The 26,725-nt window shown below is 70.8% G+C and carries 20 protein-coding genes; 8 read left to right on the forward strand and 12 right to left on the reverse strand.

Translation table 11 applies throughout. The features are described from left to right. Positions 1 to 217: 217 nt before the first annotated feature. From rbsD to ACFVXA_RS12070, 5 genes are all read right to left on the reverse strand, one after another. Entirely contained in the window at positions 218 to 607 is a 390-nt protein-coding gene (rbsD, locus tag ACFVXA_RS12050; RefSeq protein ID WP_383734936.1) for a D-ribose pyranase, read from the reverse strand. Further along, complete coding sequence (locus ACFVXA_RS12055; RefSeq protein ID WP_383902349.1) at positions 604 to 1,599, reverse strand: ribokinase; 996 nt, start codon at positions 1,597 to 1,599, stop codon at positions 604 to 606. Before ACFVXA_RS12055 ends, rbsD begins: the two co-directional genes overlap by 4 nt. A gap of 312 nt (positions 1,600 to 1,911) precedes the next feature. After that, positions 1,912 to 3,864, reverse strand: coding sequence for a substrate-binding domain-containing protein (locus ACFVXA_RS12060; RefSeq protein WP_390024829.1), 1,953 nt, complete (start codon positions 3,862 to 3,864; stop codon positions 1,912 to 1,914). Further along, positions 3,854 to 5,431 carry a sugar ABC transporter ATP-binding protein gene (locus ACFVXA_RS12065; RefSeq protein WP_383902345.1) on the reverse strand — a complete coding sequence of 526 codons (1,578 nt, stop codon included), beginning with the start codon at positions 5,429 to 5,431 and terminating at the stop codon, positions 3,854 to 3,856. The genes ACFVXA_RS12060 and ACFVXA_RS12065 overlap by 11 nt, the downstream gene beginning before the upstream one ends. Next, a complete protein-coding gene (locus ACFVXA_RS12070) occupies positions 5,428 to 6,480 on the reverse strand; it encodes a LacI family DNA-binding transcriptional regulator (RefSeq protein WP_383902342.1) in 1,053 nt (350 codons plus the stop codon). The genes ACFVXA_RS12065 and ACFVXA_RS12070 overlap by 4 nt, the downstream gene beginning before the upstream one ends. Positions 6,481 to 6,848: 368 nt before the next feature. On the opposite strand from ACFVXA_RS12070, the gene ACFVXA_RS12075 reads away from it, so the two are divergent. Both ACFVXA_RS12075 and ACFVXA_RS12080 read left to right on the forward strand, forming a co-directional pair. Next, positions 6,849 to 9,095 carry an ATP-dependent RecD-like DNA helicase gene (locus tag ACFVXA_RS12075; protein ID WP_383734928.1) on the forward strand — a complete coding sequence of 749 codons (2,247 nt, stop codon included), beginning with the start codon at positions 6,849 to 6,851 and terminating at the stop codon, positions 9,093 to 9,095. A gap of 231 nt (positions 9,096 to 9,326) precedes the next feature. Further along, complete coding sequence (locus ACFVXA_RS12080) at positions 9,327 to 10,616, forward strand: citrate synthase (protein WP_362017890.1); 1,290 nt, start codon at positions 9,327 to 9,329, stop codon at positions 10,614 to 10,616. Positions 10,617 to 11,352: 736 nt separating this feature from the next. On the opposite strand, the gene ACFVXA_RS12085 is transcribed toward ACFVXA_RS12080, so the two are convergent. The 4 genes from ACFVXA_RS12085 to ACFVXA_RS12100 all read right to left on the reverse strand — a co-directional run bounded on the left by ACFVXA_RS12085 (position 11,353) and on the right by ACFVXA_RS12100 (position 16,138). After that, positions 11,353 to 13,641 (reverse strand): heavy metal translocating P-type ATPase, encoded by a 2,289-nt coding sequence (locus ACFVXA_RS12085; protein ID WP_390024831.1) that lies wholly within the window; start codon positions 13,639 to 13,641, stop codon positions 11,353 to 11,355. 93 nt (positions 13,642 to 13,734) lie between these two features. Then, entirely contained in the window at positions 13,735 to 13,974 is a 240-nt protein-coding gene (locus ACFVXA_RS12090) for a heavy-metal-associated domain-containing protein (RefSeq protein WP_390024833.1), read from the reverse strand. Positions 13,975 to 14,074: 100 nt separating this feature from the next. Continuing rightward, entirely contained in the window at positions 14,075 to 15,025 is a 951-nt protein-coding gene (locus ACFVXA_RS12095) for a PrsW family intramembrane metalloprotease (RefSeq protein WP_390024835.1), read from the reverse strand. A 366-nt stretch (positions 15,026 to 15,391) separates the two neighbouring features. Continuing rightward, positions 15,392 to 16,138 (reverse strand): TetR family transcriptional regulator, encoded by a 747-nt coding sequence (locus tag ACFVXA_RS12100; RefSeq protein WP_390024915.1) that lies wholly within the window; start codon positions 16,136 to 16,138, stop codon positions 15,392 to 15,394. Between the two features lie 184 nt (positions 16,139 to 16,322). Here ACFVXA_RS12100 and ACFVXA_RS12105 point away from each other — a divergent pair, with 184 nt between their 5' ends. Then, positions 16,323 to 18,758: an MMPL family transporter gene (locus ACFVXA_RS12105; RefSeq protein ID WP_390024837.1), complete on the forward strand. Its 2,436-nt coding sequence runs from the start codon at positions 16,323 to 16,325 to the stop codon at positions 18,756 to 18,758. Positions 18,759 to 18,800: 42 nt separating this feature from the next. Further along, positions 18,801 to 19,844 (forward strand): zinc-dependent alcohol dehydrogenase family protein, encoded by a 1,044-nt coding sequence (locus ACFVXA_RS12110; RefSeq protein WP_389464632.1) that lies wholly within the window; start codon positions 18,801 to 18,803, stop codon positions 19,842 to 19,844. A 178-nt stretch (positions 19,845 to 20,022) separates the two neighbouring features. Here the strand turns inward: ACFVXA_RS12110 and ACFVXA_RS12115 are convergent, their stop codons facing one another. From ACFVXA_RS12115 to ACFVXA_RS12125, 3 genes are all read right to left on the reverse strand, one after another. Continuing rightward, positions 20,023 to 20,223, reverse strand: coding sequence for a MerR family transcriptional regulator (locus tag ACFVXA_RS12115; protein ID WP_362017896.1), 201 nt, complete (start codon positions 20,221 to 20,223; stop codon positions 20,023 to 20,025). A 262-nt stretch (positions 20,224 to 20,485) separates the two neighbouring features. Continuing rightward, positions 20,486 to 20,749 (reverse strand): hypothetical protein, encoded by a 264-nt coding sequence (locus ACFVXA_RS12120; RefSeq protein ID WP_390024839.1) that lies wholly within the window; start codon positions 20,747 to 20,749, stop codon positions 20,486 to 20,488. 212 nt (positions 20,750 to 20,961) lie between these two features. Then, positions 20,962 to 21,927 (reverse strand): sugar phosphate isomerase/epimerase, encoded by a 966-nt coding sequence (locus tag ACFVXA_RS12125; RefSeq protein ID WP_362017898.1) that lies wholly within the window; start codon positions 21,925 to 21,927, stop codon positions 20,962 to 20,964. A 122-nt stretch (positions 21,928 to 22,049) separates the two neighbouring features. On the opposite strand from ACFVXA_RS12125, the gene iolC reads away from it, so the two are divergent. From iolC to iolD, 4 genes are read left to right on the forward strand one after another with little or no spacing between them, the layout of a single operon-like run. Beyond that, complete coding sequence (gene iolC, locus ACFVXA_RS12130; protein ID WP_390024841.1) at positions 22,050 to 23,000, forward strand: 5-dehydro-2-deoxygluconokinase; 951 nt, start codon at positions 22,050 to 22,052, stop codon at positions 22,998 to 23,000. Continuing rightward, positions 23,000 to 23,977, forward strand: a complete 978-nt coding sequence (locus tag ACFVXA_RS12135; protein ID WP_390024843.1) for a deoxyribose-phosphate aldolase — start codon at positions 23,000 to 23,002, stop codon at positions 23,975 to 23,977. Before iolC ends, ACFVXA_RS12135 begins: the two co-directional genes overlap by 1 nt. 7 nt (positions 23,978 to 23,984) lie before the next feature. Beyond that, positions 23,985 to 24,842: a 5-deoxy-glucuronate isomerase gene (iolB, locus tag ACFVXA_RS12140; RefSeq protein WP_383734912.1), complete on the forward strand. Its 858-nt coding sequence runs from the start codon at positions 23,985 to 23,987 to the stop codon at positions 24,840 to 24,842. After that, positions 24,839 to 26,722, forward strand: a complete 1,884-nt coding sequence (iolD, locus tag ACFVXA_RS12145; RefSeq protein WP_362017902.1) for a 3D-(3,5/4)-trihydroxycyclohexane-1,2-dione acylhydrolase (decyclizing) — start codon at positions 24,839 to 24,841, stop codon at positions 26,720 to 26,722. Before iolB ends, iolD begins: the two co-directional genes overlap by 4 nt. Positions 26,723 to 26,725: the final 3 nt, after the last annotated feature.

Here is a 26,725-nt window from a genome sequence, read left to right on the forward strand (position 1 = left end):
CAACCCTTCCCCCACCTCGCGGGTCGTACTTGCCATCAGGACTTCTCTGGAGGGGGATCCGGGGGGATCGCGGGGGGGTTCTGATACGGAGGGGAATGCCGAGGGGCCCGGTCGACGGACCGGGCCCCTCGAAGTTTTCACAGACCGATGCGGCGGCCGTTTCGGCGATCGATGCGGTGGCTGCTTCGGCGGCCGATGCGGTGGCCGAATCGGCGGCTCAGAAAAACACTCCGCAACGCAGCAGCACATTCGCGTACGGCCGCGCCTCCCCGGTGCGGACCACCAGGCGCGCGCCCGCCGACAGCGACTTCAGCTCCTCGTGCGGGACCAGTTCCAGGGCGGGGAAGCGGGCCTCCAGGAGCGCCGTCGCCTCCGGGTTCGCGGCGCGGATCTCCCGCGCGGCCGTGGCGCCCTCCACCACCAGCTCCGCCAGCAGCCCGTCGAGCACCTCGGCGAAGGACGGCACGCCGGCGCGGAAGGCCAGGTCCACCACTCGTGGGCCCTCGGGGATCGGCATGCCCGCGTCGCACACCAGGACGCCGTGCCCATGGCCCAACTCGGCGAGCGCGCCCGCGAGATGGCGGTTCAGGATTCCGGACTTCTTCATCGGGACTCACCTCGCAAGGGCTCTCCGGCCAACCCTTCCGACCCGCCTTTCCGGCCGGTGGTCCCGGGGTCGTCCCCCGGGAGGACACCGGACAGGGCGGCCACCTCCTCGGCTGTGGGGAAGGACTCCTGCGCTCCGGGCCGGGTGACGGCGACGGCCCCGACCCGGGCCGCGTACGCCGCCGCCTCTGCCAGGGACTCCCCGCGCCCCAGCCGCCAGGCCAGCGCCGCGGTGAACGCGTCGCCCGCGCCGGTCGTGTCCACGGCCTCGACCTTCACCGAAGGGATCCGGACCCGGGCGCCCGCGCGTTCGGCCACCAGCGCGCCGTCCGCGCCCAGCGTGATGACCACCGAGCGCGGGCCGAGCGCGAGCAGGGCCGCCGCCCAGTCCTCGGGGGAGTCCCCGAGCGCCGTACCGACGATCACCCGCGCCTCGTGCTCGTTCACGATCAGCGGGTCGCAGGCCGCGAGCACCTCGGCGGGCAGCGGGCGCGGCGGCGAGGGGTTCAGTACGAAACGGCTGTCGGCCGCGAGGTTGCGGACCACCTCCACGACCGTGTCCAGCGGGATCTCCAGCTGCGCCGAGACCACCCGAGAGGCATGGAAGAGGCTCCCGGCGGCCCGTACGTCCTCGGGCGTGAGGCGGCCGTTGGCTCCCGGCGAGACCACGATGCTGTTGTCCCCCGACGGGTCCACCGTGATCAGCGCGATCCCGGTGGGCGCCCCGCCGACCAGCACGCCCACGGTGTCGACGCCGGCCGCCCGCTGCGAGTCGAGCAGCAGCCGGCCGTGCCCGTCGTCGCCGACCCGGGCCAGCAGGGCCGTACGGGCGCCGAGGCGGCCGGCGGCGACCGCCTGGTTGGCGCCCTTGCCGCCGGGGTGGACGGCGAGGTCGGAGCCGAGCACCGTCTCTCCGGCCGCGGGCCGCCGCTCGACCCGGATCACCAGGTCGGCGTTGGCCGATCCCACGACCAGAAGGTCGTAGTCGTACATGAACTGTCTCCCTGTATAGGTGAGTCGAGTCGGCGGAAAGGTGAGTTGAGGTGGCGGATACATGAGTTGAGGCGGCAGCTACTTGAGTTGAGGCGGCGGAGACGTGAGCCGAGGCGGCCGGGCAGTCTGTGCGACCACCCGACCGCCTGCGTGACCGCCCGGCTGTCCAGCTGCGCGACCGCCTGCGTGACCGCCCGGCTGTGCGACCACCCGACCGCCTGCGTGACCGCCCGGCTGTCCGGCTGCCCAGCCGCCTGCGTGACCGCACCCGCTGCCCGGCCGCCCGCGTGACCGCCCGGCCGCTCGGCCGTGTCAGCCGCCGAACCCGGCCACGTTCTCCTTCGTGACCACCTTCACCGGCACCTTCACCGTCTTCTCTACCTTCTTGCCCTCGGCCGCCTTCAGCGCGTTCTCCACCGCGATGCGGCCGAGTTCCTTCGGCTGCTGGGCGACGGACGCGTACAGCGTGCCTGCCTTGACCGCGGTCAGGCCGTCGGGGGTGCCGTCGAAGCCGATGACGGAGACCGACTTGCCCGCCTTGGAGCCGAGCGCCTTGATCGCGCCGAGCGCCATCTCGTCGTTCTCGGCGAAGACGCCCTGGATGTCGGGGTGGGCCTGGAGCAGGTTCGTCATGACGTCGAGGCCCTTGGTGCGGTCGAAGTCCGCGGGCTGCTGGGCGACGACCTGGATGCCGGGGTAGGCCTTCAGACCCTCGGCGAAGCCCGCGCCGCGCTCACGGCTCGCGGACGTACCGGCCAGGCCCTGCAGAATCACGATCTTGCCCTTGCCGCCCAGCTTCTCGGCCAGCGCCTTGGCGCCCAGCTCGCCGCCCGCGATGTTGTCGGAGGCGACGAGCGCGGCGGTGTCCGCCTTGTTCACTCCCCGGTCGACACCGACGACGGGGATGCCGGCCTTGTTGGCCGCGCGGACCGCCGGACCCGCCGCGTCCGAGTCCACCGGGTTGACGATGATCGAGCCGAGGCCCGAACTGGTGAAGTTCTGCAACTGGTTGGCCTGCTGCGAGGCGTCGTTCTGCGCGTCCGTGACGGTCAGGTCCGCGCCGAGCTTCTTCGCCTCCTGCTGGGCACCCGCCTTGATCTGTACGAAGAAGGGGTTGTTCAGGGTGGAGAGGGACAGCCCCAGCTTCTGCGTCGTCGAGGTGGACGAGCCGTTGTGCAGGAAGGACATCGCACCGACGACCGCCGTGGCGACCACCGCCGCGATGATGTACGTCGCCGCCTGCCTGCCCTTGCCGCCCGGAGTGCCGGCACCGGCGGCCACCGGGGTCGCCCCGGCCTTGCGCCGCACCGTGTCCAGCAGCACCGCCAGCGCGATGACGACACCGATGACGACCTGCTGCCAGAAGGCCGACACGGAAAGGAGGTTGAGGCCGTTGCGGAGCACCGCGAGGATCAGCGCGCCGATCAGCGTGCCGGACGCCTTGCCGGTGCCGCCCGCGAGCGAGGCACCGCCGATGACGACCGCGGCGATCGCGTCGAGCTCGTACCCCTGCGCGGCCTGCGGCTGCGCGGAGGAGAGCCGGGAGGCGAGCACGATGCCCGCGGCGGCCGCGAACAGACCGGACAGGGCGTAGATCGCGAGCTTCTGCCTCTTCACACGCAGCCCGGACAGGCGCGCGGCCTCCTCGTTGCCGCCGATCGCGTACATGGAGCGGCCGATGTACGTACGGCCCAGGATCAGGGCCGTGATCAGGCCCATCACGACCATCACCAGGACCGGCACCGGCAACCAGCCGCCCAGCGTGTCACCGAGGTGCGAGACCGAGTCGGGGAAGGCGATCGGGGAGCCCTGCGAGATCACCAGGGACAGGCCGCGGCCCACCGAGAGCATGGCGAGCGTCGCGATGAACGGCGGCAGTTTCCCGTACGAGATCAGCACGCCGTTGACCAGGCCGCACGCGATGCCGGTGGCGACCGCGAGGATCACCGCGATCCAGACCGGGACGCCCTCCGACGTCGCCATCCAGGCAAGCACGGTGGCCGACAGCGCGGCGACCGAGCCGACCGACAGGTCGATGCCCGCCGAGACGATCACGAAGGTGACACCGAAGGCGAGGATGGCGGTGACGGCCGCCTGGACGCCGATGTTGAGCAGGTTGTCCGTCGTCAGGAAGTCGCCGGAGAGCGCCGACATCGCGATGACGAGGGCGATCAGCGCGGTGAGCGCGCCGTTGTCGAGCAGGAGGCGGCGGACCGCCGAGGCGCCACTCGCGCCCGATGTGCTCAGATGCGTGTCAGTGGCCACGGGGGGCCTCCCTTTCAGTGTTCGTGCTGACGGCGAGGGCCATCACCGAGTCCTGCGTCGCCTCGTCGGCGGAGAGTTCGCCCGCGATCCGGCCCTGGGCCATCACCAGGACCCGGTCGCTCATGCCGAGCACCTCGGGCAGATCGCTGGAGATCATCAGGACGGCGGCACCCGCGGCCGTGAGTTCGTTGATCAGCTGGTAGATCTCGACCTTGGCGCCGACGTCGATGCCGCGGGTCGGCTCGTCGAGGATCAGCACCTTGGTGTCGGCGAGCAGCCATTTGCCGATGACGACCTTCTGCTGGTTGCCGCCGGAGAGCGTGCGCACCTGCTGGCCGAGGCCCGTCATCCGCACGCCGAGCTGCTGGGCGATGCGCCCCGCTGCCTCCCGCTGGCCCTTGAGGTCGACGAGCCCGCCGTGGGTCGCCGCCCGCATGGTGACCAGGCCGAGGTTCTCCTCGACGGAGGCGTCGAGGAGAAGTCCCTGGCCCTTGCGGTCCTCGGGGATGAGCCCGATACCGGCCTCCATCGCCGCGTTGACGTCGTGCCGGCGCAGCGCCGAGCCCGCCACCTTCACGGCGCCCTTGTCGTACGGATCGGCGCCGAAGACCGCCCGGACGACCTCTGTACGTCCCGCGCCCACCAACCCCGCGATGCCGACGACCTCACCGGCCCGCACGTCGAAGGACACGTCGTGGAAGACGCCGTCCCGCGTCAGCCCCTCGACGCTCAGCAGCGCGCCCCCGGAGTCGCCCTCGGAGCCGGCCCGGGAGTCGCCCTCGGAGCCGGTCCCGGAGCCGGTCCCGGAGTCGGGGCGTACACGCGGGTACTGCTGCTCGATGGACCGGCCCACCATGAGGCGTACGAGTGCGTCCTCGGGCGTGGACGCGGGCACCTGGCCGACGCTCTTGCCGTCCCGGATGACCGTGACGCGGTCTCCCAGGGCGGCGATCTCCTCCAGGTGGTGCGTGATGAAGACGACGCCGACGCCGTCCTCGCGCAGCCGGCGCACGATCGCGAAGAGTTTTTCGACCTCTTCGGAGGTGAGGACGGCCGTGGGCTCGTCCATGATCAGCGCGCGCGTGTCGAGGCTGAGCGCCTTCGCGATCTCGATCATCTGGAGGCGTGCGATGCCGAGTTCACGCACCCGCGCGCGGGGGGACACGTTCACGCCGACGCGCTCGAGCAGCTCGGCGGCGTCGGCCTCCATCGTCTTCCGGTCGATCAGCCCGAACCGGCGCGGCTGGCGGCCCAGGAAGATGTTCTCGGCGACCGTCAGATCGGGAACCAGGTTGAACTCCTGGTAGATGGTCGCGATCCCGAGGCGCTCGGAGTCCTGTGCGCCGTGGATGCGCACCTCCTCGCCACCGACCAGGATCCGCCCCGCGTCGGGACGGTAGGCGCCGGAGAGCATCTTGATGAGGGTGCTCTTGCCCGCGCCGTTCTCACCGAGCAGCACATGCACCTCGCCCCGGCGCAGGTCGAAGTCGACGCTGTCGAGCGCGACCACACCGGGGAAGGTCTTGCGGATGCCTTCGATGCGCAGCAACTCGTCCTGGTCGCTCACGACGTGCTCCTGTTCGTTACGGGGGACGGCTCTGAAGACGCCGATGGCTCTGGGAGGGCCGGCTCGCCGCACGAGCGGCGTACGACGAGACGGGCGGGCAGGGTGACGGACTGCGGGGGCCGCCCTTCGATGCGGTCGACCAGGGCGCGTACGGCCGCCCGGCCCAGCTCGCCCGTCGGCTGGGCGATCGCGGTGATCGGCGGATCGGTGTGCACGAACCACGGGATGTCGTCGAACGCGGCGAGCGCGATGTCCTCGGGGACCCGCATCCCGCGCGCGCGGACGGCGTCCAGCGCGCCGAGGGCCATCAGGTTGTCGGCGGCGAAGACGACCTCGGGCGGTTCGGCCAGGTCGAGGAAGCGTTCGGTGGCCCGGCGCCCGCTCTCGGCCTGGAAGTCGCCCTGCCCGATGTAGTCGCCTGGCAGGGCGATGCCGTACTCGGCCAGCGCCTCCCGGAACGCCTCCACGCGCTCGCTGCCGGTCGTGGTCGCCGCCGGGCCCGCGATGATGGCGAGCCTGCGGTGGCCGAGACCGTGCAGATGGGCGACGAGATCGCGGACGGCCGCGCGTCCGTCCGCCCGGACGACAGGCACGTCCACGCCCGCGATCCAGCGGTCCACGAAGACCATCGGCGTCCCCTCGCGCGCGGCGTCCAGCATCCCGGGGGAGCCGCCGTCGGTGGGGGAGACGAGCAGCCCGTCGATGCGCCGGTCCAGCAGGGTCCGTACGTGGTGGTCCTGAAGGTCGGGCCGCTCGTCGGCGTTGCCGATGATGACGCTGTAGCCGAGGGCGCGGGCCTCCTCCTCGACGGAGCGGGCCAACTCGGTGAAGTACGGGTTGAGTACGTCGCTGATGACCAGGCCGAGGGTGCGGGTCTGGTCGGTGCGCAGGGAGCGGGCGACGGCGTTCGGGCGGTAGCCCAGGGTCTGTACGGCGGCCAGCACGCGGGTGCGTGCGTCCGCGCTGACCGACGGATGGTCGTTCAGGACGCGCGAGACCGTGGCGACGGATACGCCGGCCTCGGCGGCAACGTCCTTGATGCTCGCCATCGCCGCTCCACCTCCTCGTGGAATCGATTACACGGAGGATTGGAATCGATTACACGGCCGTTAACAAGACCCCGAGACCGGATCGTGATGAAGCCGTCCTCCTTGCTCACGCCCTCGTGGTGTCGTGGCCGATGGCGTTCGCGCACGCGTGGTGCCGTGGCCGACGGCGTTCACGCACGCGTGCTGCCGCGGCCTGCGGTGTTCGCGCACGTGTGGTGCCGTGGCTCACGGCGTTCAGCGCGCCCCCGGGGTCGCGGCCCTCGATGTTTCGCGCACACGGGATGCGGTTGTCCCCAGGCTCGGCGCCCGCGCGGTGAAGTTGTCCACAGCGTCCGCGCGCTGTCAGCGGCGGGCGGTAGCGTCGGATCATGTCCAATCAGGCGGGGAGCCGTCAGGTACAGATGGCGGTGGTCGAGGGCGTACTGGAGCGCATCACGTACGCCAACGAGGAGAATGGGTACACGGTCGCCCGGGTGGACACCGGCCGAGGCGCCGCCGACCTGCTCACGGTCGTGGGCTCACTTCTCGGCGCCCAGGTCGGCGAGTCCCTGCGCATGGAGGGCCGCTGGGGCTCCCATCCCCAGTACGGCAAGCAGTTCACGGTGGAGAACTACACGACGGTCCTGCCGGCCACCGTCCAGGGCATCCGCCGCTATCTCGGATCCGGCCTGGTCAAGGGCATCGGCCCGGTCTTCGCCGACCGCATCACCCAGCACTTCGGCCTGGACACCCTGCAGATCATCGAGGAGGAGCCGAAGCGCCTCATCGAGGTCCCGGGCCTCGGCCCCAAGCGCACCAAGAAGATCGCCGACGCCTGGGAGGAACAGAAGGCGATCAAGGAGGTCATGCTCTTCCTCCAGACCGTCGAGGTGTCCACGTCCATCGCGGTCCGCATCTACAAGAAGTACGGCGACGCGTCGATCTCGGTCGTCAAGAACCAGCCCTACCGCCTCGCGGCCGACGTCTGGGGCATCGGCTTCCTCACCGCCGACAAGATCGCCCAGTCGGTCGGCATCCCGCACGACAGCCCGGAGCGCGTCAAAGCCGGCCTTCAGTACGCGCTTTCGCAGTCCACCGACCAGGGCCACTGCTATCTCCCCGAGGAGCAACTGATCACGGACGCCGTGAAGTTGCTCCAGGTGGACACGGGCCTGGTCATCGAGTGCCTGGCCGAGCTGGCGGCGCCCGCCGAGGACGGCGAGGACCCCGGTGTCGTCCGCGAGAAGGTCCCGGGCCCCGACGGCGCCGAGCAGGTGACGGCCGTCTACCTGGTCCCCTTCCACCGCGCCGAACTCTCCCTCTCCGCCCAGCTGTTGCGCCTCCTGCGCACCGACCAGGACCGGATGCCCGGCTTCCACGACGTGGCCTGGGACAAGGCGCTGACCTGGCTGAAGGGGCGTACGGGAGCGGAGTTGGCGCCCGGACAGGAGCAGGCCGTCCGCCTCGCGCTCACCAAGAAGGTCGCCGTGCTCACCGGCGGGCCCGGCTGCGGCAAGTCGTTCACGGTCCGCTCGATCGTGGAGCTGGCGCGGGCGAAGCGGGCGAAGGTCGTCCTGGCCGCGCCCACCGGCCGCGCCGCCAAGCGGCTCGCCGAGCTGACCGGCGCCGAGGCCTCCACCGTCCACCGGCTCCTGGAGCTCAAGCCGGGTGGCGACGCGGCGTACGACAAGGACCGGCCGCTGGACGCCGACCTGGTGGTCGTGGACGAGGCCTCCATGCTCGACCTCCTGCTCGCCAACAAGCTGGTCAAGGCGGTGGCTCCGGGCGCCCATGTGCTGTTCGTGGGGGACGTCGACCAGCTGCCCAGCGTCGGCGCCGGCGAAGTGCTGCGCGACCTGCTCGCCGACGGCAGTCCGATCCCCTCGGTCCGTCTGACCCAGGTCTTCCGGCAGGCCCAGCAGTCCGGGGTGGTGACGAACGCGCACCGGATCAACTCCGGGCAGCACCCCGTCACCGACGGCATGAAGGACTTCTTCCTCTTCGTCGAGGACGACACCGAGGAGGCGGGCCGGCTCACCGTGGACGTGGCGGCGCGACGAATTCCGGCCAAGTTCGGCCTCGACCCGCGCCGGGATGTGCAGGTCCTCGCGCCCATGCACCGTGGCCCGGCGGGCGCGGGCAACCTCAACGGGCTGCTCCAGCAGGCCATCACCCCCGGCCGTCCGGACCTCGACGAGAAGCGCTTCGGCGGCCGGGTCTTCCGGGTCGGCGACAAGGTCACCCAGATTCGCAACAACTACGAGAAGGGCGAGAACGGAGTCTTCAACGGCACCGTGGGCGTCGTCACCTCGCTAGATCCGGTCGAACAGCGTCTGACGGTGCTGACGGACGAGGACGAGGAGGTGCCGTACGAATTCGACGAACTCGACGAGCTGGCCCACGCGTACGCCGTGACCATCCACCGCTCCCAGGGCAGCGAGTATCCGGCGGTGGTGATCCCCGTCACCACCGGCGCATGGATGATGCTTCAGCGCAATCTGCTCTATACGGCGGTCACTCGCGCCAAGAAGCTGGTCGTCCTCGTGGGCTCGCGCAAGGCGATAGGGCAAGCGGTCCGCACGGTGTCCGCCGGGAGGCGCTGCACGGCCCTGGACTTCCGCCTCTCCCGTCCCTGAGTGCCCCCTGGCGACACCCATCACAAAAAATGATCGATCAAACGAGTCGCAAAGGTCACACAGCACTTCCGGAACCAGGGCGAAGAGGGGCAGGATGAGCAGGTTGGCGGCACTGAGTGCCGCCAATAGGCCCAATGGTCGACCCCGAGTGCACTCTCCAGGGCCAAATGGGGGATGGTAGAGACAGTCAGGGCACCTCGAAGAAGAGGCACAACGTCGGTGAGGGATGACGTGAGCGACAACTCTGTAGTACTGCGGTACGGCGATGGCGAGTACACCTACCCGGTGATCGACAGCACCGTCGGCGACAAGGGCTTCGACATCGGGAAGCTCCGCGCCCAGACCGGTCTGGTCACCCTGGACAGCGGTTACGGGAACACGGCCGCCTATAAATCCGCCATCACCTACCTCGACGGCGAGGAGGGCATCCTCCGGTATCGCGGCTACCCGATCGAGCAGCTGGCCGAGCGCTCCACCTTCCTCGAGGTGGCCTCGCTGCTGATCAACGGCGAGCTGCCGAACGTCGACGAGCTCTCCACCTTCAAGAACGAGATCACCCAGCACACCCTGCTGCACGAGGACGTCAAGCGCTTCTTCCAGGGCTTCCCGCGTGACGCCCACCCGATGGCGATGCTGTCGTCCGTGGTCAGCGCCCTGTCGACGTTCTACCAGGACAGCCACAACCCGTTCGACGAGAAGCAGCGTCACCTCTCGACGATCCGACTGCTCGCCAAGCTTCCGACGATCGCGGCGTACGCCTACAAGAAGTCGATCGGCCACCCCTTCGTCTACCCGCGCAACGACCTCGGGTACGTCGAGAACTTCCTGCGCATGACCTTCTCGGTCCCCGCCCAGGAGTACGAGCTCGACCCGGTCGTCGTCTCCGCGCTCGACAAGCTGCTGATCCTGCACGCCGACCACGAGCAGAACTGTTCGACCTCCACCGTGCGTCTGGTGGGCTCCTCGCAGGCGAACATGTTCGCCTCGATCTCCGCCGGCATCTCCGCCCTCTGGGGCCCGCTGCACGGTGGCGCCAACCAGTCCGTGCTGGAGATGCTGGAGGGCATCCAGGCCTCCGGTGGCGACGTCGACTCCTTCATCCGCAAGGTGAAGAACAAGGAGGACGGCGTCCGCCTGATGGGCTTCGGCCACCGCGTCTACAAGAACTTCGACCCCCGCGCGAAGATCATCAAGGCGGCGGCGCACGACGTCCTCTCGGCCCTCGGCAAGTCCGACGAGCTGCTGGACATCGCGCTCAAGCTGGAGGAGCACGCGCTCTCCGACGACTACTTCGTCTCGCGCAGCCTCTACCCGAACGTGGACTTCTACACCGGCCTGATCTACCGCGCCATGGGCTTCCCGACCGAGATGTTCACGGTCCTGTTCGCCCTCGGCCGCCTCCCGGGCTGGATCGCCCAGTGGCACGAGATGATCAAGGAGCCCGGCTCCCGCATCGGCCGCCCGCGCCAGATCTACACGGGCGAGGTCCTGCGCGACTTCGTGCCGGTCGAGGCGCGCTGAGCCCCCGAGTTCACTGACGTCTCCGTGCGCGTGTAGCCGTACGGAGACGTCGCTGTGCGTGTGCGGCCGTACGGAGATGTCGCTGTGGGTGTGCGGCCGCACGGAGATGTCGCTGTGGGTGTGCGGCCGTACGGAGATGTCGCTGTGCGTGTCCAGCCGTACGGAGACGTCGGTGTGCCACCGTGTGCGCGGCGCCGGCACGGCGCTTCGGCACCTCCGCGACCATGAAGTCGCTGCACAGCCGTACAAAACGGAAAGCGCCCCGCTACCGGTCCCCCCACGGGCCGGCAGTCGGGGCGCTTTCCTTGTCCCGGTGCGGATTCCCCCCACGGGATCCGGCCGGGCGTCTGTGGACAGCGCCTGAACCGCTGCGAGCAAAACGAGCAAAACTCTCGGTACTGCGGTGCGATCTGCCGGGACCCGTACCGCCGGGAGGGCCGCTCAAAGCTCCCCGGTGTACGCGTCCCGGCAACGCAATTTCCGGGAACGTCCCCCAAGACATCCCCAGATGTCAGTCACGCCCCCCAAGACGCTTCTGACATCGCCAACTTAGACTCACGAACCCCTTCGATGGTTACGTTCGCATCACTGTGATCTGTGTCTCTTGCGTATGTCCTGAAGATACGCAAGAGCACCGATACGGCAATGCGGGCCCAAGCGTAAGGAAGATGCGCGAGCCTTGTGAAGAGCTTATGTGAGGCTGCCGTTGGACTCTAGGGGGACTCTTAACCCGTCGTCATGAGAATGTCCGGAGCCGAAGGCTGTTCGTCACCACGAACACCGACGAGAAGGCCATCGCCGCCCCCGCGATCATCGGGTTCAGCAGACCGGCGGCGGCCAGCGGCAGCGCCGCCACGTTGTATCCGAAGGCCCACACGAGGTTGCCCTTGATGGTGGTCAGGGTCCGCCGCGACAGCCGGATCGCGTCCGCGGCCACCCGCAGATCCCCGCGCACCAGCGTCAGATCGCTCGCCTCGATCGCCGCGTCCGTGCCGGTGCCCATCGCCAGGCCCAGATCGGCGGTGGCCAGCGCCGCCGCGTCGTTGACCCCGTCGCCGACCATCGCGACGGTCCGCCCCTCGCCCTGGAGCCGCTTGACCACGTCGACCTTGTCCTCGGGCAGCACCTCCGCGAACACATCGCCGGAGTCGATGCCGACGGCCCGTGCGACGGCCTCGGCGACCGCTCGGTTGTCGCCGGTGAGCAGCACCGGCGTCAGCCCCAGCGCGCGCAGCGCGCGCACGGCCTCGGCGCTGGTCTCCTTGACGGCGTCGGCGACGGTCAGGACACCGAGTGCCGCGCCGTCCCGGGCGACCACGACGGCCGTACGCCCCTCCGCCTCGGCCGCGTTCTTCGCGCGCGCGAGCTCCTGCGGGAGTTCCTCCGGGAACCGGCCCACCGTGACCTCGTGACCGTCCACGCGCCCGCGTACGCCACGCCCGGGCACGTTCTCGAAGCGCTCCGGCGCGGGAAGGTCGCCCGCGCGCTCCTGGGCGCCTGTCGCGATCGCCTGGGCAATCGGATGCTCCGAGGCGTGTTCCAGGGCGCCTGCGAGCCGCAGGACGTCGTTCTCGGCGGCGCCGTCGACGACGTAGACCTCTTGAAGTTTCATCCGCCCCGTCGTCACCGTCCCGGTCTTGTCCAGGACGACGGTGTCGACGCGGCGCGTGGACTCCAGGACCTCGGGGCCCTTGATGAGGATGCCGAGCTGGGCGCCGCGTCCGGTGCCGACCATCAGGGCGGTCGGTGTGGCGAGTCCGAGGGCGCACGGGCAGGCGATGATCAGCACCGCGACGGCCGCGGTGAAGGCGGCCACCGTGTCGCCCGTGACGGCGAGCCAGACCCCGAACGTGCCGAGCGCGATCAGCAGCACCACCGGCACGAAGATCCCGGAGATCCGGTCGGCGAGGCGCTGCACCTCGGCCTTGCCGTTCTGCGCGTCCTCGACGAGCCGCGCCATCCGTGCGAGTTGGGTGTCGGCGCCGACCCGGGTGGCCTCCACGACCAGCCGGCCTCCGGCGTTCACGGTCGCGCCGGTCACCGCGTCGCCGACGGTCACGTCCACCGGCACCGACTCGCCCGTCAGCAGGGCGGCGTCGACGGCGGAGTACCCCTCGACCACCGTCCCGTCGGTGGCGATCTTCTCGCCGGGCCGTACGACGAAGCGGTCGCCCGGGGTGAGCCGCGCGACGGGGACACGGACCTCACGGCCGTCCCGCAGCACCGCGACGTCCTTGGCGCCCAGCTCCATCAGCGCCCGCAGTGCCGCCCCGGCGCGCCGCTTGGAGCGGGCCTCCAGGTAGCGGCCGAGCAGGATGAACGCGACGACACCGGCGGCGACTTCGAGATAGATCGTCGACGCCCCGTCCGTACGCGAGGCGGTGCTGCTCGGAACGGTGAGAAGGGCGAAACCGTGCCGCATGCCCGGCATCCCCGCGTCCCCGAAGAACAGCGCCCACAGGGACCAGCCGAACGCGGCGAGCGTGCCGACCGAGACCAGGGTGTCCATGGTGGCCGCGCCGTGCCGCGCGTTCGTCGCCGCGGCCCGGTGGAAGGGGAGTCCGCCCCAGATCACGACGGGCGCGGCGAGGGTCAGCGAGAGCCACTGCCAGTTGTCGAACTGGAGGGCCGGGACCATCGACAGCAGGACGACGGGGAGGGTGAGGAGGACGGAGACGACGAGCCGCGCGCGAAGGGAGGCGAGTTCGGGGTCGCGCTCCTCCACCGGGTCTTCGGCCGGCTGGAGGCGGGGCGGCGGGGGCTCCTCGGCCGTGTAGCCCGTCTTCACCACGGTGGCGATCAGGTCGGCGACCTGTACCCCCTCGGGGTAGGACACCTTCGCCTTCTCCGTCGCGAAGTTGACCGTGGCGGTGACGCCGTCCATGCGGTTGAGCTTCTTCTCGACGCGGGCCGCGCAGGAGGCACAGGTCATTCCGCCGATGGAGAGTTCCACTTCCGACGGGGTGGAGGGCGGGGACGTCTGGGACGTCTCGGCTATGACTGTCTCGGGTGCTGCGGTGGTCATGGTCGGGCTCCAGTGAAGGAACCGGGCCGTACGGAGCCAGTATCAGCTGGTCGGTACGGCCCGGTGTGGCGGAGAGGGGTTCCTGAAGGCTGCTCAGGCCTTGCCGACGAGCTCGAAGCCCACCTCGTCCACCGCGGCGCGGAGCGCGGCCTCGTCGAGCGGGGCTTCGGAGACGACGGTGACCTCGCCCGTCGAGGCCACGGCCTTCACCGAGCTGACGCCGGCGATCTCAGCGATTTCGCTGCTGACCGAGCCTTCGCAGTGCCCGCAGCTCATCCCGCTCACCTTGTAGACGGCGGTGACGGAACCCGGGGTTTCGGTCTGGGCGGTCATGTCGTTGCTCCTCAGTGAGGCGTGTGCGTGTGCCGTACGTAGGGGGGAAGGGGCCCCTGGGGGTCCCAGGTTTCCCCTCGATGCTCACCACACTATACCCCTAGGGGGTATTTTTCCAAGAGGCGTCGCGGCGCGCCAGCGACCGCACCCAGGCGATCCCGGCGAGTGACACGAGGACCAGACCGCCGACGGAGAACAGCGTGAAGAGATGCTTCTGCGCGTCCGTGGGCTGCGGCAGGTAGCCCTGCCCGAAGAGCGTCCTGTCGAGTCCGCCGCTGGTCAGCCGCGCCACCAGCCAGAGCGCGATGCCGTGTGTCGAGTCCCAGAAGGTGTGCAGCAGCGAGACGCCGAGGTAGGTGCCGAGTACCGGCGCGGGGAACCGGAAGCGCCCGTTCGGGCGGCGGTACGCCAGGAGCACCGCACCCGCGATCGCCGTCCACAGGCCGTGCCCGAAGGGGGCGAGTACCCCGCGCAGGATCTCTGTCTCAAGGAGCGCGCGCAGATCCACGCCCCGCATCGAGACGGCCGCGTTGAACGCGTAGCCCGCGCTCTCCAGGGCCGCGAAGCCGAACCCGACGCTCGCGCCGAGCACCAGCCCGGCCCGCAGCCCGCGGACACGGGTCTGTCGGCGCAGCACGAACATCAGCGCCGCGAGCTTCACCGCCTCCTCGATCAGCCCCACGCCGATGTACATCCACAGCGAGGGGTGGAGCAGGTAGTACTCCATCACCGACGCGCCGAGCACACCGAGGACGCCGCCCGTCAGGAAGCAGCCGAGGATCAGGTTCACGCCCAGGTCCCGGCCGTGCCGCTCGTACGCCCAGAGCACGAAGGTGACGGGGACCAGGAAGCTGCCGAGCAGGATCAGTGTCGGCAGCAGCGTGGTGTTCTTCGTGGCGTACGTGACGACCGCGGTCAGCGCCCAGAGCGCGAGCCCGATCCCCAGACAGCGCCTCCAGAGTCCGGCCCGGATCTGGGGATACGACGGCGGGGGTTGCTGGGGTCCGGGAATGCGGGCCCGGCGCGCACCGGGCGGCTGATTCTGGGTCACGGCTCACCCCTCGGACTCGGACAGGCGACTTTGTCCGAACCTTAGGTTAAATGCCAGCTATGCCCCAGTCCGGGACGCCCATCCTGTCGCGTCCGGCCCCGGCGCATCGGCACGGTGCTGCTCCACCGGGCGAAGGCCCAGCCCCACCGGCGTCCACGCCACCCCTCCGACGTTCAGTCCCAGCCCTCCGGCGTCCGCCTGGCCTCTCCGACGTTCAGTCCCAGCCCTCCGGCGTTTGATTCCAGCCGTCCGGCGTTTAAGTTCCAGCCCCTCCGGCGTTTGAGGAGCGGGGGTCCGGGGGCGGCGCCCCCGGGTGCGGGAAGGGCAGGGGCGGAGGGGGCGAAAAAAGATCCCCCAAGACACCCGTCAGTGGGGCGGAGCCGTGGTGAGGCCCGGCGCGGCTGGAGGCGGGGTGTAGCCCGACGCGGCCGGGGGCGGGGTGTGGCCCGCCGGTGTGACGGCGGGGTCGCCGAGCATGGGCTGGAGGTAGCGGAAGAGGACGTTCTTCAGCTCCCGGACGTACGCCTCACGCTCCGCTCCCGCGTGCGCGAGCACCAGCTCCAGGCCGGCCTTGTATATGCCCAGGCAGACATGCGCGGTGCGCGCGACGTCGGCGGCGGCCGCGCCCGGCAGGAGCGAGGAGAGCAGCCCCTCGATCCGGGAGACCAGGGTCGCGTGCAGCGCGTCGTGCTCCTCGGCGATCCGGCCCGGGATGTCCGGACCGTGCATCAGCGCGAAGAACACGGGGTGATCGCAGTTGAAGGCGATGAAGCGGTCGATGGCGCCGCCGACGGCCTCCTCCAGCGGGGTCGCGGGGTCGACCGGCGCGAGCGCCTCGCCGTACGCCGTGCGCATCTCGTGCATGAGCCGGTCGCCCAGCTCGATCGCGATGGCCTCCTTGTTCGGGAAGAACTGGTACAGCGTGCCGGGTGAGACGCCCGCCTCGCGGGCGATGGCGTTCGTGCTGGCGGCGGTGTACCCGGTCGTGCAGAAGACGGAGGCGGCGGCCTCCAGCAGCTGGGCGATACGGCGCTCGCCGCGGGCCTGCCGACGGCGGGGCCGCTCCTCGGTGTCCTGCCGCTTCCCGGGCGCCTCCTCCGGCACCTTCGGCATCTCCGGCGTTTCCGGCACGAGTTGTCCCCAGTTCTCCGAACGAGATTGACAAATACGAGCGGTCGCTCGCATTCTGGTGAAACGCGAGCGGACTCTCGCGTTTGCCAGTCTATGGCAAGAGGCGACCCATGCTGCCTGAACGGATGGGCAGGGTGCAGGGTCACGGTGAAGGGGACGCCGCACGATGACCGACGTCAGCAGCGCAGATGACGGCAGTGAGAGGGGCGGGGGCGACGACCACGGGGCGAGCCCGGAGGGCGAGCAGGTCCGGGAGGGCTCCGGCGGCGGTCACGGCGGCGGTCACGACAGCGGTACGCGAGGCGGAGCACGGGTGGGCGACGCGCGCGTGGGTGATGCGCGCGTGGGCGGCTGGACCCGTTTCGTGACCGCGCGGCCGAGACTCTCCCTGCTGGTCGCGCTGTTGCTGACCGCGCTCGCCGTGGTCGCCGGCAGCGGGGTCGCCGACCGGCTGGGCAGCGGCGGCTGGCAGGACCCGACCGCCCAGTCCACGTACGCGACCAAGGCGCTGGAGCGCGAGTTCCCCGCCTCGCAGCCCAATCTGCTGCTCCTCGTCGACTCGGGTGGTGCCTCGGTCGACGATCCGGCGATCGCCGCGGAGGCGAAGCGGATCACGGCGCGGCTCGCCGGTGAGCGAGGCGTCACGGGCGTCGGGTCGTACTGGCAGTCCGGCTCACCGGCGCTGAAGGCCGAGGACGGGCACCAGGCGCTGATCGCCGCGCGGCTGACCGGCGACGAGAAGACCGCAGGCGAGACCCTGGACCGGCTCGCGCCTTCCTATCGGGGGACGCACGGCCCGGTTCAGGTGAAGGTCGGCGGACCGGTCGCCGTACAGCACGAGATGCAGACGACCATCCGCGAGGACCTGACCCGGGCCGAGATGATCGCCCTGCCGGTGACCCTGGTGCTGCTGGTGATGGTCTTCGGCAGCGCGATCGCCGCCCTGCTGCCCCTCGCGGTGGGCGTCATCGCGATCCTGGGCACGAACGCGGTACTGCGCGGCCTCACCGAGTTCACCGACGTCTCGGTCTTCGCGATGAACCTCACCACGGCCCTGGGCCTCGGCCTCGCCATCGACTACGCGCTGTTCATCGTCCGCAGGTTCCGCGAGGAACTGGGCACGGGCGCCGAGCCGTTGACCGCCGTGGGCACCACCCTGCGCACCGCGGGCCGCACGGTCCTCTTCTCGTCCCTCACGGTCGCCGTGTCCCTGGCCGCGATGCTGCTCTTCCCGCAGTACTTCCTGCGCTCCTTCGCCTACGCGGGCATCGCCGTGGTGCTGCTGGCCGCGGGCGCCGCGCTGATCCTGCTCCCGGCGACGCTGGTGCTGCTCGGCCACCGGGTGAACTCCTTCGATCTGCGGCGCCTGTTCAGGCGCGGCGAGCCGCCGGCGACCGGCGGCGGAGCGGGCTGGGGACGCATGGCCTCCCTGGTGATGCGCAGGGCGCCGGTCTTCGCGGTGGCCACCACGCTCGGCCTGGTCGTCCTCGGACTGCCCTTCCTGGGCGTGAAGTTCGGCACCGCGGACGACCGTCAACTGCCCTCCGGCGCCGAGTCCCATGTGGTCCAGCAGCACATACGGGACGGCTTCCCGGGCAACCCCGGCGGCAGCCTGGAAGTACTCGCCGAGGGACGGGCCGCCGAGACCGAGTACGCGCGGTACAAGGACCGGATCTCCGCCCTACCCGGAGTGCTGCGGGTGGACGGGCCCCTGGTGAAGGGCGACTCGGCGTACTTCACGGTGCTGCCGAAGGGCGAGGCCGTCGACGAGGGGGCCCAGCATCTGGTGGGCGAACTCCGCGCCACGCACGCCCCGTTCGACACGGCGGTGACCGGCACGGCCGCCGTTCTGGTCGACTCCAAGCACGCCATAGGCGACCGGCTGCCCTGGGCGGCGGCGTTCATCGCGATCGTCACCCTTCTCCTGGTGTTCCTGCTGACCGGCAGTGTGCTGATCCCGATCCAGGCGGTGCTGCTCAACGCGCTCAGCCTGACGGCGATGTTCGGCGCGGTGGTCTGGGTCTTCCAGGACGGTCATCTGTCCGGCCTGCTCGACTTCACCAGCCCGGGCTCGATCGAGACGACCCTCCCGGTCCTCATGTTCTGCGTCGCGTTCGGCCTCTCCATGGACTACGGCGTCTTCCTCCTCTCCCGGATGAAGGAGGAGTACGACCACACCGGCGACCACCGGGAAGCGGTCCGCTTCGGCCTCCAGCGCACCGGCGGACTGATCACCGCGGCCGCGGTCATCCTCGCGGTGGTGATGGTCGCGATCGGTACCTCGCGCGTGACCAACACCAAGATGCTCGGCCTGGGCATCGCGCTCGCCGTGCTGATGGACGCGATGGTCGTCCGCAGTCTGCTGGTCCCGGCGGTCATGCGTCTCACGGGCCGCGCCACCTGGTGGGCGCCGGGTCCGCTGCGACGCTTCCACAACAGGTTCGGACTCAGCGAGGGCGAGGCGCCGGCGGCGATTGCCCCGGAGATACCGGAGGAGGGTGCCGAGAACCAGGACCGGGACCAGCACCAGGACCGGGACCAGCACCAGAACCGGGACCGGGACCAGAACCAGGACCGGGACAAGGCCGAGGTGCGGAGTTAGCGTTCCCTCCGGAAGGTGAGCTCCGGGTGGAGGGCGAGACGGATGCGGGCAGTGGTGTTCGAGCGGTACGGGGAACCGGCCGAGGTACGTGAGGTGGCGGACCCGACCCCCGCGGAGCACGGCGTCGTGGTGCGGGTCGAAGCCACCGGGCTGTGCCGCAGCGACTGGCACGGCTGGATGGGGCACGACCCGGACATCACGCTGCCGCATGTTCCGGGGCACGAACTCGCCGGGGTCGTCGAGGCGGTGGGTGCCCGCGTCGCCGGCTGGCATCCCGGCGACCGGGTCACCGTCCCGTTCGTCTGTGCCTGCGGCAGCTGTCCCTCGTGCGCGGCGGGCGACCAGCAGGTGTGCGAACGGCAGACCCAGCCGGGGTTCACCCACTGGGGATCCTTCGCGCAGTACGTGGCACTGGACCACGCCGATGTGAACCTGGTCGCGGTGCCGGAGGAGTTGTCCTTCGCGACGGCGGCCTCGCTCGGCTGCCGGTTCGCCACGGCGTACCGCGCGGTCGTCGCGCAGGGGCGGGTCGCCGCGGGAGAGTGGGTCGCGGTGCACGGCTGCGGAGGCGTGGGTCTCTCGGCCGTGATGATCGCCGCGGCGTCGGGGGCGCGGGTCGTGGCGGTCGACGTATCTCCCCAGGCGCTGGACCTGGCACGGAAGTTCGGGGCGGCGGAGTGCGTGGACGCGTCCCGGGCCGCGGACACGGCGGAGGCGGTCCGCGAACTGACGGGCGGCGGCGCTCACTTGTCGCTGGACGCCTTGGGCTCGCCCGTCACCTGCGTGAACTCGGTGAACGGTCTGCGTCGCCGGGGCCGCCATGTCCAGGTCGGCCTGCTGCCCTCGCCGACGGGTGCCACCCCGGTCCCGATGTCCCGCGTGATCGGCCTCGAACTCGAAGTGCTGGGCAGCCACGGGATGGCGGCGCACGCCTATCCGGGGATGCTGGAACTGGTCTCCGCGGGCGTAGTCCGGCCCGACCTCCTGGTGACGTCCACCGTCCCGCTGGACGCGGTGCCCGCCGCCCTGGCGGCGATGGGGACGGCACCGGGGTCGGGGGTGACGGTCATCGAGCCGTGGAGCTGACCCCGGTCCGGGGATGACCTCGGCGTGAGCCGCGGCTCGCCGGGTCCCCTCGTAGCGGACGACCTCGCCGGCGAAGGCCGTACGGACGGCTGTGCCCCACCGGTCGGTGGGGCACAGGGGTGGGTGGCTGAACCCCACCGGTCGGGTGGGGCACAGGAGCGGGTGACTGAAGCGGCGTTCAGTCGAATCTGCGACCGCGGTTTCCCGGCCGGGACGCGACCCAGGCCCGGACGGTATCCGCGTACCAGTAGGGCTTTCCGCCCTCCACATGGTCGGGCGGGGGGAGCAGCCCGTGCTTGCGGTACGACCGCACGGTGTCCGGCTGCACCTTGATGTGCGCGGCGATCTCCTTGTACGACCAGAGCCTACGGTCGGTCATGAGGGCACCTCCCTGCGCGCACCGCGGCGGCGGCCGGGGGCGGCCGTCGGGGGAGCCGGGCGCTGCGCTGGCGATCACAAAGCCTGTGCCCCGTGAACGACACAGCGTGAGAGCAGGGAAGCCCCTGTGGATCGGGTGTGACCCAAGACTCGCGTACACGCGACATGTGTGACAGAAGGCGGTTCTTTGTGACACGAGTGACGCATTCAGGACGAGGCGTGACTGCCATCCCCGTGGGGCGCCGCCGACGGGCGCCGATGCGCTACCGCTGCGGCCGCCGCCGTGGGCAGTCGTCCCACAGGGCGCCGCAGGCGGTGGGCACAGCCGGCACCCCGGACGCCCCGCGAACGAGGTCGGGGCACACCGAGGTCGCGGCGCCGTCGAGGTCGAGCCGGATACCGCGGTAGCTGATCACCCCGGGGCGCAGTCGCGGGTGGGGCGGCGCGAGCACGGTCTCCCAGGAGCCCCCCGGCCCGTGTCCCGCGCGCGAGACGACGTCGTCCTGCCTTCGCTGCCCTGTCGCCATCGGTCACGCCCCTCCCGTCGCCGCCCGCACCTGGGAACCCTCACGGTGCACGCGGCCCGGAGAGGCCGGAAGTGGTGCACGCGGCCCGGAGAGGCCGGAGGTGGTGCACACGGCCCGGAAAGGCCGGAAGGCCCGCCGAGTCCCCGGCTCCCGGCGGGCCTCCACGGCCACGGCCGTCGATGTGGCGTACGGATGTCGAAGTGGCGTACGGCTTACGCCCCGCAGGACCTCAGGAACGCCCGCGTCCGCCGGGCGATCGGCAGCGGCTTGTCCGGCGGGCAGGGGTACATGTCCTGCTCGACGATCGCGAAGAGGTCGACGCCGAGCTGCTGCGCGGCGGCGAGGACGGGTTCGAGGGCCGGTACTCCGGACGGCGGTTCGCACATCACGCCACGGGCCACCGCGGGCCCGAAGGGGATCTCGTTCGCGCGTACCTCGGCCAGGATCAGCGGGTCCACCTGCTTGAGGTGGAGGTAGCCGATGCGCTCGCCGTAGGTCTCGATGAGCTTGACGCTGTCGCCGCCGCAGTAGGCGTAGTGCCCGGTGTCGAGGCACAGCGACACCAGTGAGGAGTCCGTCGCGTCGAGGAACCGCGTGACGTTCTCCTCGCTGTCGATGTGGGTGTCCGCGTGCGGGTGGACGACGATCCGCAGTCCGTAGCGCTCGCGCACCTCATGGGCGAGCCGCTCGGTCTGGGCGGTCAGATTGCGCCACTGCGTCGGCGTCAGTGTGCTGTCCTCCAGCACCTCGCCCGTCTTGTCGTCGCGCCAGAAGGCCGGGATGACGACGAGGTGCTCGGCGCCCATCGCCTGGGTGAGCGCCGCGATGTCCGAGACGTGCGCCCAGGTGGACTCCCACACGTCCGGGCCCCGGTGCAGTCCGGTGAAGACCGTGCCGGCCGAGACGGTGAGCCCGCGCCGGGCGGTCTCCTCCTCGAGGACGACCGGATCGGTGGGCAGATAGCCGTACGGGCCCAGCTCGATCCATGCGTACCCGGACTCAGAGACCTCGTCGAGGAAGCGCTGCCAGGGCACCTGCTGGGGATCGTCGGGGAACCAGACGCCCCAGGAGTCGGGAGCCGAACCGATCCGGATGCGCGACAGTGAGGAGGGAGGCGACGACCGTGGCGACGGCTCGGGCAGCGGCTGAGGCGATGACTGCGGTGACAACGACGTCATGGGCGTCAGCTTCCGGTGGCCCCGGAGAGGTGTCAAGGCCTGGTCCGAATGTCTGGACAAAACGTTGACAGGGCTCCCCGCGCGGGACTAGACCTGGGGGCAGCCGCAGCGAAGGGAAGTCGATGGCGTACGACCTGATCACCATGGGGCGGATCGGTGTGGACCTGTACCCGCTGCAGACGGGGGTCCCGCTGGCGCAGGTGACGTCCTTCGGGAAGTTCCTCGGCGGCTCGGCGACGAACGTCGCGGTGGCCGCGGCCCGACTCGGACGGCGTACGGCGGTGATCACCCGGACGGGCGACGACCCCTTCGGCACCTACCTGCACGAGGCGCTGCGCGACTTCGGCGTCGACGATCGCTGGGTCACGCCGGTCCCCGGCCTGCCGACCCCCGTCACCTTCTGCGAGGTCTTCCCGCCCGACGACTTCCCGCTCTACTTCTACCGGCGGCCCAAGGCTCCCGACCTGGAGATCGACGCGCACGACCTCGACCTGGAGGCCATCCGCGAGGCCCGCGTCTTCTGGGTGACCGGCACGGGCCTGAGCGAGGAGCCCAGCCGCACGGCGACCCTCGCGGCGCTGGCCCACCGCGCCAAGTCCGCTGCGACGGTTTTCGACCTCGACTGGCGGCCCATGTTCTGGCGGGACCCGGAATCGGCGCGCCCCTTCTACGCCGAGGCCCTGCGCCACACCACCGTCGCCGTCGGCAATGTCGACGAGGTCGAGATCGCCACGGGGGAGCGCGACCCGCACGCGGCGGCCCGGGCCCTCCTCGAAGCCGGCGTCGAACTCGCCGTCGTGAAGCAGGGACCCAAGGGCGTCCTCGCCGTGCACCGCGAAGGCACCTGCGCCGAGGTGCCGCCCCTGCCGGTGACGGTCCTCAACGGCCTCGGCGCCGGCGACGCCTTCGGCGGCTCCCTGTGTCACGGCCTGCTCGCCGACTGGGACTTGGAGCGCGTCATGCGGTACGCGAACGCCGCCGGCGCCATCGTCGCCTCGCGCCTGGAGTGCTCCTCCGCGATGCCGACCCCCGAAGAGGTCGAGGACGCGCTCACGGCGGGAGCGGTGCGGTGATGAGGGCGGGCCACGTCGGGGGAGCGCGGCACGAGCAAGGGGGAGACGCGCCCACCGGCGCCCCGCTCGCCTACGAGCGACTCCGCTCCCCTCACCAGCGCGTCGACGTCGCCGAACTCGTCCGTACCCGCACCCACCACCCCGAGGCGATCGCCGAGGCCGCCGCGCGCCGGCCGCGCCGCCCGCTCGTCGACGACTCGGGCCGGCTGATGATCGTCGCCGCGGACCATCCGGCCCGGGGCGCCCTGGCCGTCGGCGACCGCAAGTTCGCCATGGCCGGCCGCGCCGACCTCCTGGAGCGGCTCTGCCTCGCCCTGTCCCGGCCCGGCGTCGACGGGGTGCTCGCCACCGCCGACATCCTCGACGACCTGCTGCTGCTCGGCGCGCTCGACGGCAAGGTGATCATCGGCTCGATGAACCGGGGCGGACTCGCGGGCGCCTCCTTCGAACTGGACGACCGGTTCACCGGGCACCGCCCGCGGGACATCGAACGGCTCGGCTTCGACGCGGGCAAGCTGCTGCTGCGCATCGACTACGACGACCCGGGCTCGCTGCGCACCCTGGAGGCCACCGCCCGGGTCGTCGACGAGATGGCGGAGCGCCGACTCCCGGTCTTCGTCGAGCCGTTCCTGTGCCGCCGCCGCGACGACGGGACACTGCGCAACGACCTGAGCGCCGAGGCCGTCACCAAGTCCATCGCCATCGCGAGCGGCCTGGGCGGCAGTTCGGCGTACACCTGGCTGAAGGTCCCCGTCACCGAGAACCCCGACGACATGGCCCGCGTCATGGAGACCTCCACCCTGCCAGCCGTCCTCCTCGGGGGCGATGTGGGCGAGGACCAGGAGGGCGCGTACGAGAAGTGGCGGGGTGCGCTCCAACTCCCCACCGTGCGGGGGCTGGTGGTCGGCCGCTCGCTGCTCTACCCGGCGGACGGCGATGTGGCCGCGGCCGTGGACACCGCCGTAGGACTCCTGTGAGGGCCCCATGACCAACGAGCAGCGGACCAGCCGGCAGGCCAACGGGCTGTACGTCCCGAAGGGCACCACCGCCGACGCGAACTACGTGCTCGACATCGACCCCAAGCGCGCCGGCTGGACCCACAGCAGCCTGCGGATCGTGGAGCTGGGGCCCGGCGGCACGCACACCTTCACCACCGGTGACAGCGAGTGGATCATCCTCCCGCTCAGCGGCGGCTGCACCGTGCGGGTGGACGACGACGAGTTCTCACTCCTGGGCAGGGAGAGCGTGTTCGCCAAAGTCTCCGACTTCGCGTACGTGCCCCGTGACGCCCGGGCCCTGATCGCCTCCGGCGTGGGAGGCCGCTTCGCCCTGGCAGGAGCGAAGTGCGAGCGCCGACTCCCCGCCCGCTACGGCCCCGCGCCGGAGGTTCCCGTCGAAGACCGCGGCAGCGGCAACTGCGCCCGCGAAGTACGCAATTTCGCCTCCGCCGACGCCTTCGACTGCGACAGGCTCATCGCCGTCGAGGTCGTCACCCCCGGCGGCAACTGGTCCTCGTATCCGCCGCACAAGCACGACGAGCACCGGCCGGGTGAGGAGAGCGAACTCGAGGAGATCTACTACTTCGAGATCGACGGCCCGAACGGATTCGGCTATCAGCGCGTATTCCCTTCACACGAGGGCGGATCCGACGTCCTCGCCGAGGTCCGCACCGGCGACGCCGTCCTCGTCCCCGACGGATGGCACGGCCCGTCCATCGCCCAGCCCGGCCACCCGATGTACTACCTGAACGTGATGGCCGGGCCGGGGGAGGACAGGGAGTGGCGGATCTGCTTCCACCCGGAACACGTAGACGACACTGCAAGCACAGAGGGATACCGATGACCTCAACGACGAGGCTGACGGTCGCGCAGGCGCTGGTGCGGTTCCTGGCCGCCCAGTACACGGAACGGGACGGTGAGCGGCAGCGGCTGATCGGCGCCACCTGGGGCATCTTCGGCCACGGAAACGTCGCCGGGATCGGCCAGGCACTCATCGAGTACGGCGACGAGATGCCGTACCACCAGGGCCGTAACGAACAGGCGATGGTGCACGCGGCCGTCGGGTACGCGCGCCAGTCCAACCGGCTCTCCACGCACGCCGTGACCACCTCCATCGGCCCCGGCGCCACGAATCTCGTCACCGGCGCCGCCCTCGCGACGATCAACCATCTCCCCGTCCTGCTCCTGCCCGGCGACATCTTCGCGTCCCGCCCCGCCGACCCGGTGCTCCAGCAGCTCGAAGTGCCGTACGCGGGCGATGTGTCGGTCAACGACTGTCTGCGCCCGGTGTCGAAGTACTTCGACCGGGTCACCCGCCCGGAAGCCCTGATCCCGGCCGCCCTGCAGGCCATGCGCGTGCTCAGCGATCCCGTCGAGACCGGCGCCGTCACACTCGCGCTGCCGCAGGACGTGCAGGCGGAGGCGTACGACTGGCCGGAGGAGTTCTTCGCCGAGCGGACCTGGACGGTACGCCGTCCGGCGCCGGACCAGAGCGAACTGGCCGCCGCCGTCACGGCGATCCGTGAGGCCCGCCGCCCCCTGATCGTCGCGGGTGGCGGAGTCCATCACGGCCGTGCCGAGGCGGCGCTCGCCGAACTCGCCGCCGCCACCCGCATCCCCGTCGCCTCCACCCAGGCGGGCAAGGGTTCCCTGCGCTGGGACCATCCGCAGGACGTCGGCGGCATCGGGCACACCGGCACGGCGACCGCAGACGAACTCGCCCGCACCGCCGACCTGGTGATCGGCGTCGGCACCCGCTACACCGACTTCACCACCGCCTCCGGCACCCTCTTCGCCGCCTCGGGCGTCCGCTTCCTCAACCTCAACATCGCGCCCTACGACGGCCACAAGCTCTCCGGGCAGACGCTGATCGCGGACGCGCGCGTGGGCCTCGAGGAGCTCACCGAGGCGCTGCTGCTGCACAAGCACCGCGCCGAGCCGGCGTATGTCACCGAGTACACGGACGACAAGGAGCGCTGGGAGTACCGGGTCGACGCGGCCTACGAGGCCGAGGACCCGGACATCCGGCCGACCCAGCCGCAGGTCCTCGGCATACTCGACGAGCTGGTCGACGAGCAGGACATCCTGATCAACGCGGCCGGTTCGCTCCCCGGTGACCTGCACAAACTGTGGCGGCCGCGGTCGCGGGACCAGTACCACGTCGAGTACGGCTACTCGTGCATGGGCTATGAGATCCCGGCCGCGATCGGCGTCCGGATGGCGGCCCCCGGCCGTCCCGTCTGGGCGCTGGTCGGCGACGGCACGTATCTGATGATGCCGACGGAGATCGTCACCGCCGTGCAGGAAGGCATCGCGATCAAGGTGCTGATCCTGCAGAACCACGGGTACGCGTCCATCGGCGGGCTCTCCGAGTCCGTGGGAGGCGAGCGGTTCGGCACGGCGTACCGCTACCGGTCGGAGGAGCGCACGTACACGGGGGCGCCGCTGCCGGTCGATCTCGCCGCCAACGCGGCCAGCCTGGGCATGCGGGTCCTACGCGCGAAGACCGTCCGTGACCTGCGGGCCGCCCTGGCCGAGGCGCGCGCCTCGGACACTCCCACATGTGTCTACGTGGAGACCGAAACGGCAGACAGAGTGTCGGGCGCGCCTCCGGCCCAAGCCTGGTGGGATGTACCTGTGGCCGAGACCGCGACCCGATCGTCGGCGGTCAAGGCGCGTGAGGAGTACGACCGGCACGTCGCCGCCCGACGCCGCCATCTGTGAAGG

Source organism: Streptomyces sp. NPDC058246, from assembly GCF_042881985.1.
GTDB lineage: Bacteria > Actinomycetota > Actinomycetes > Streptomycetales > Streptomycetaceae > Streptomyces.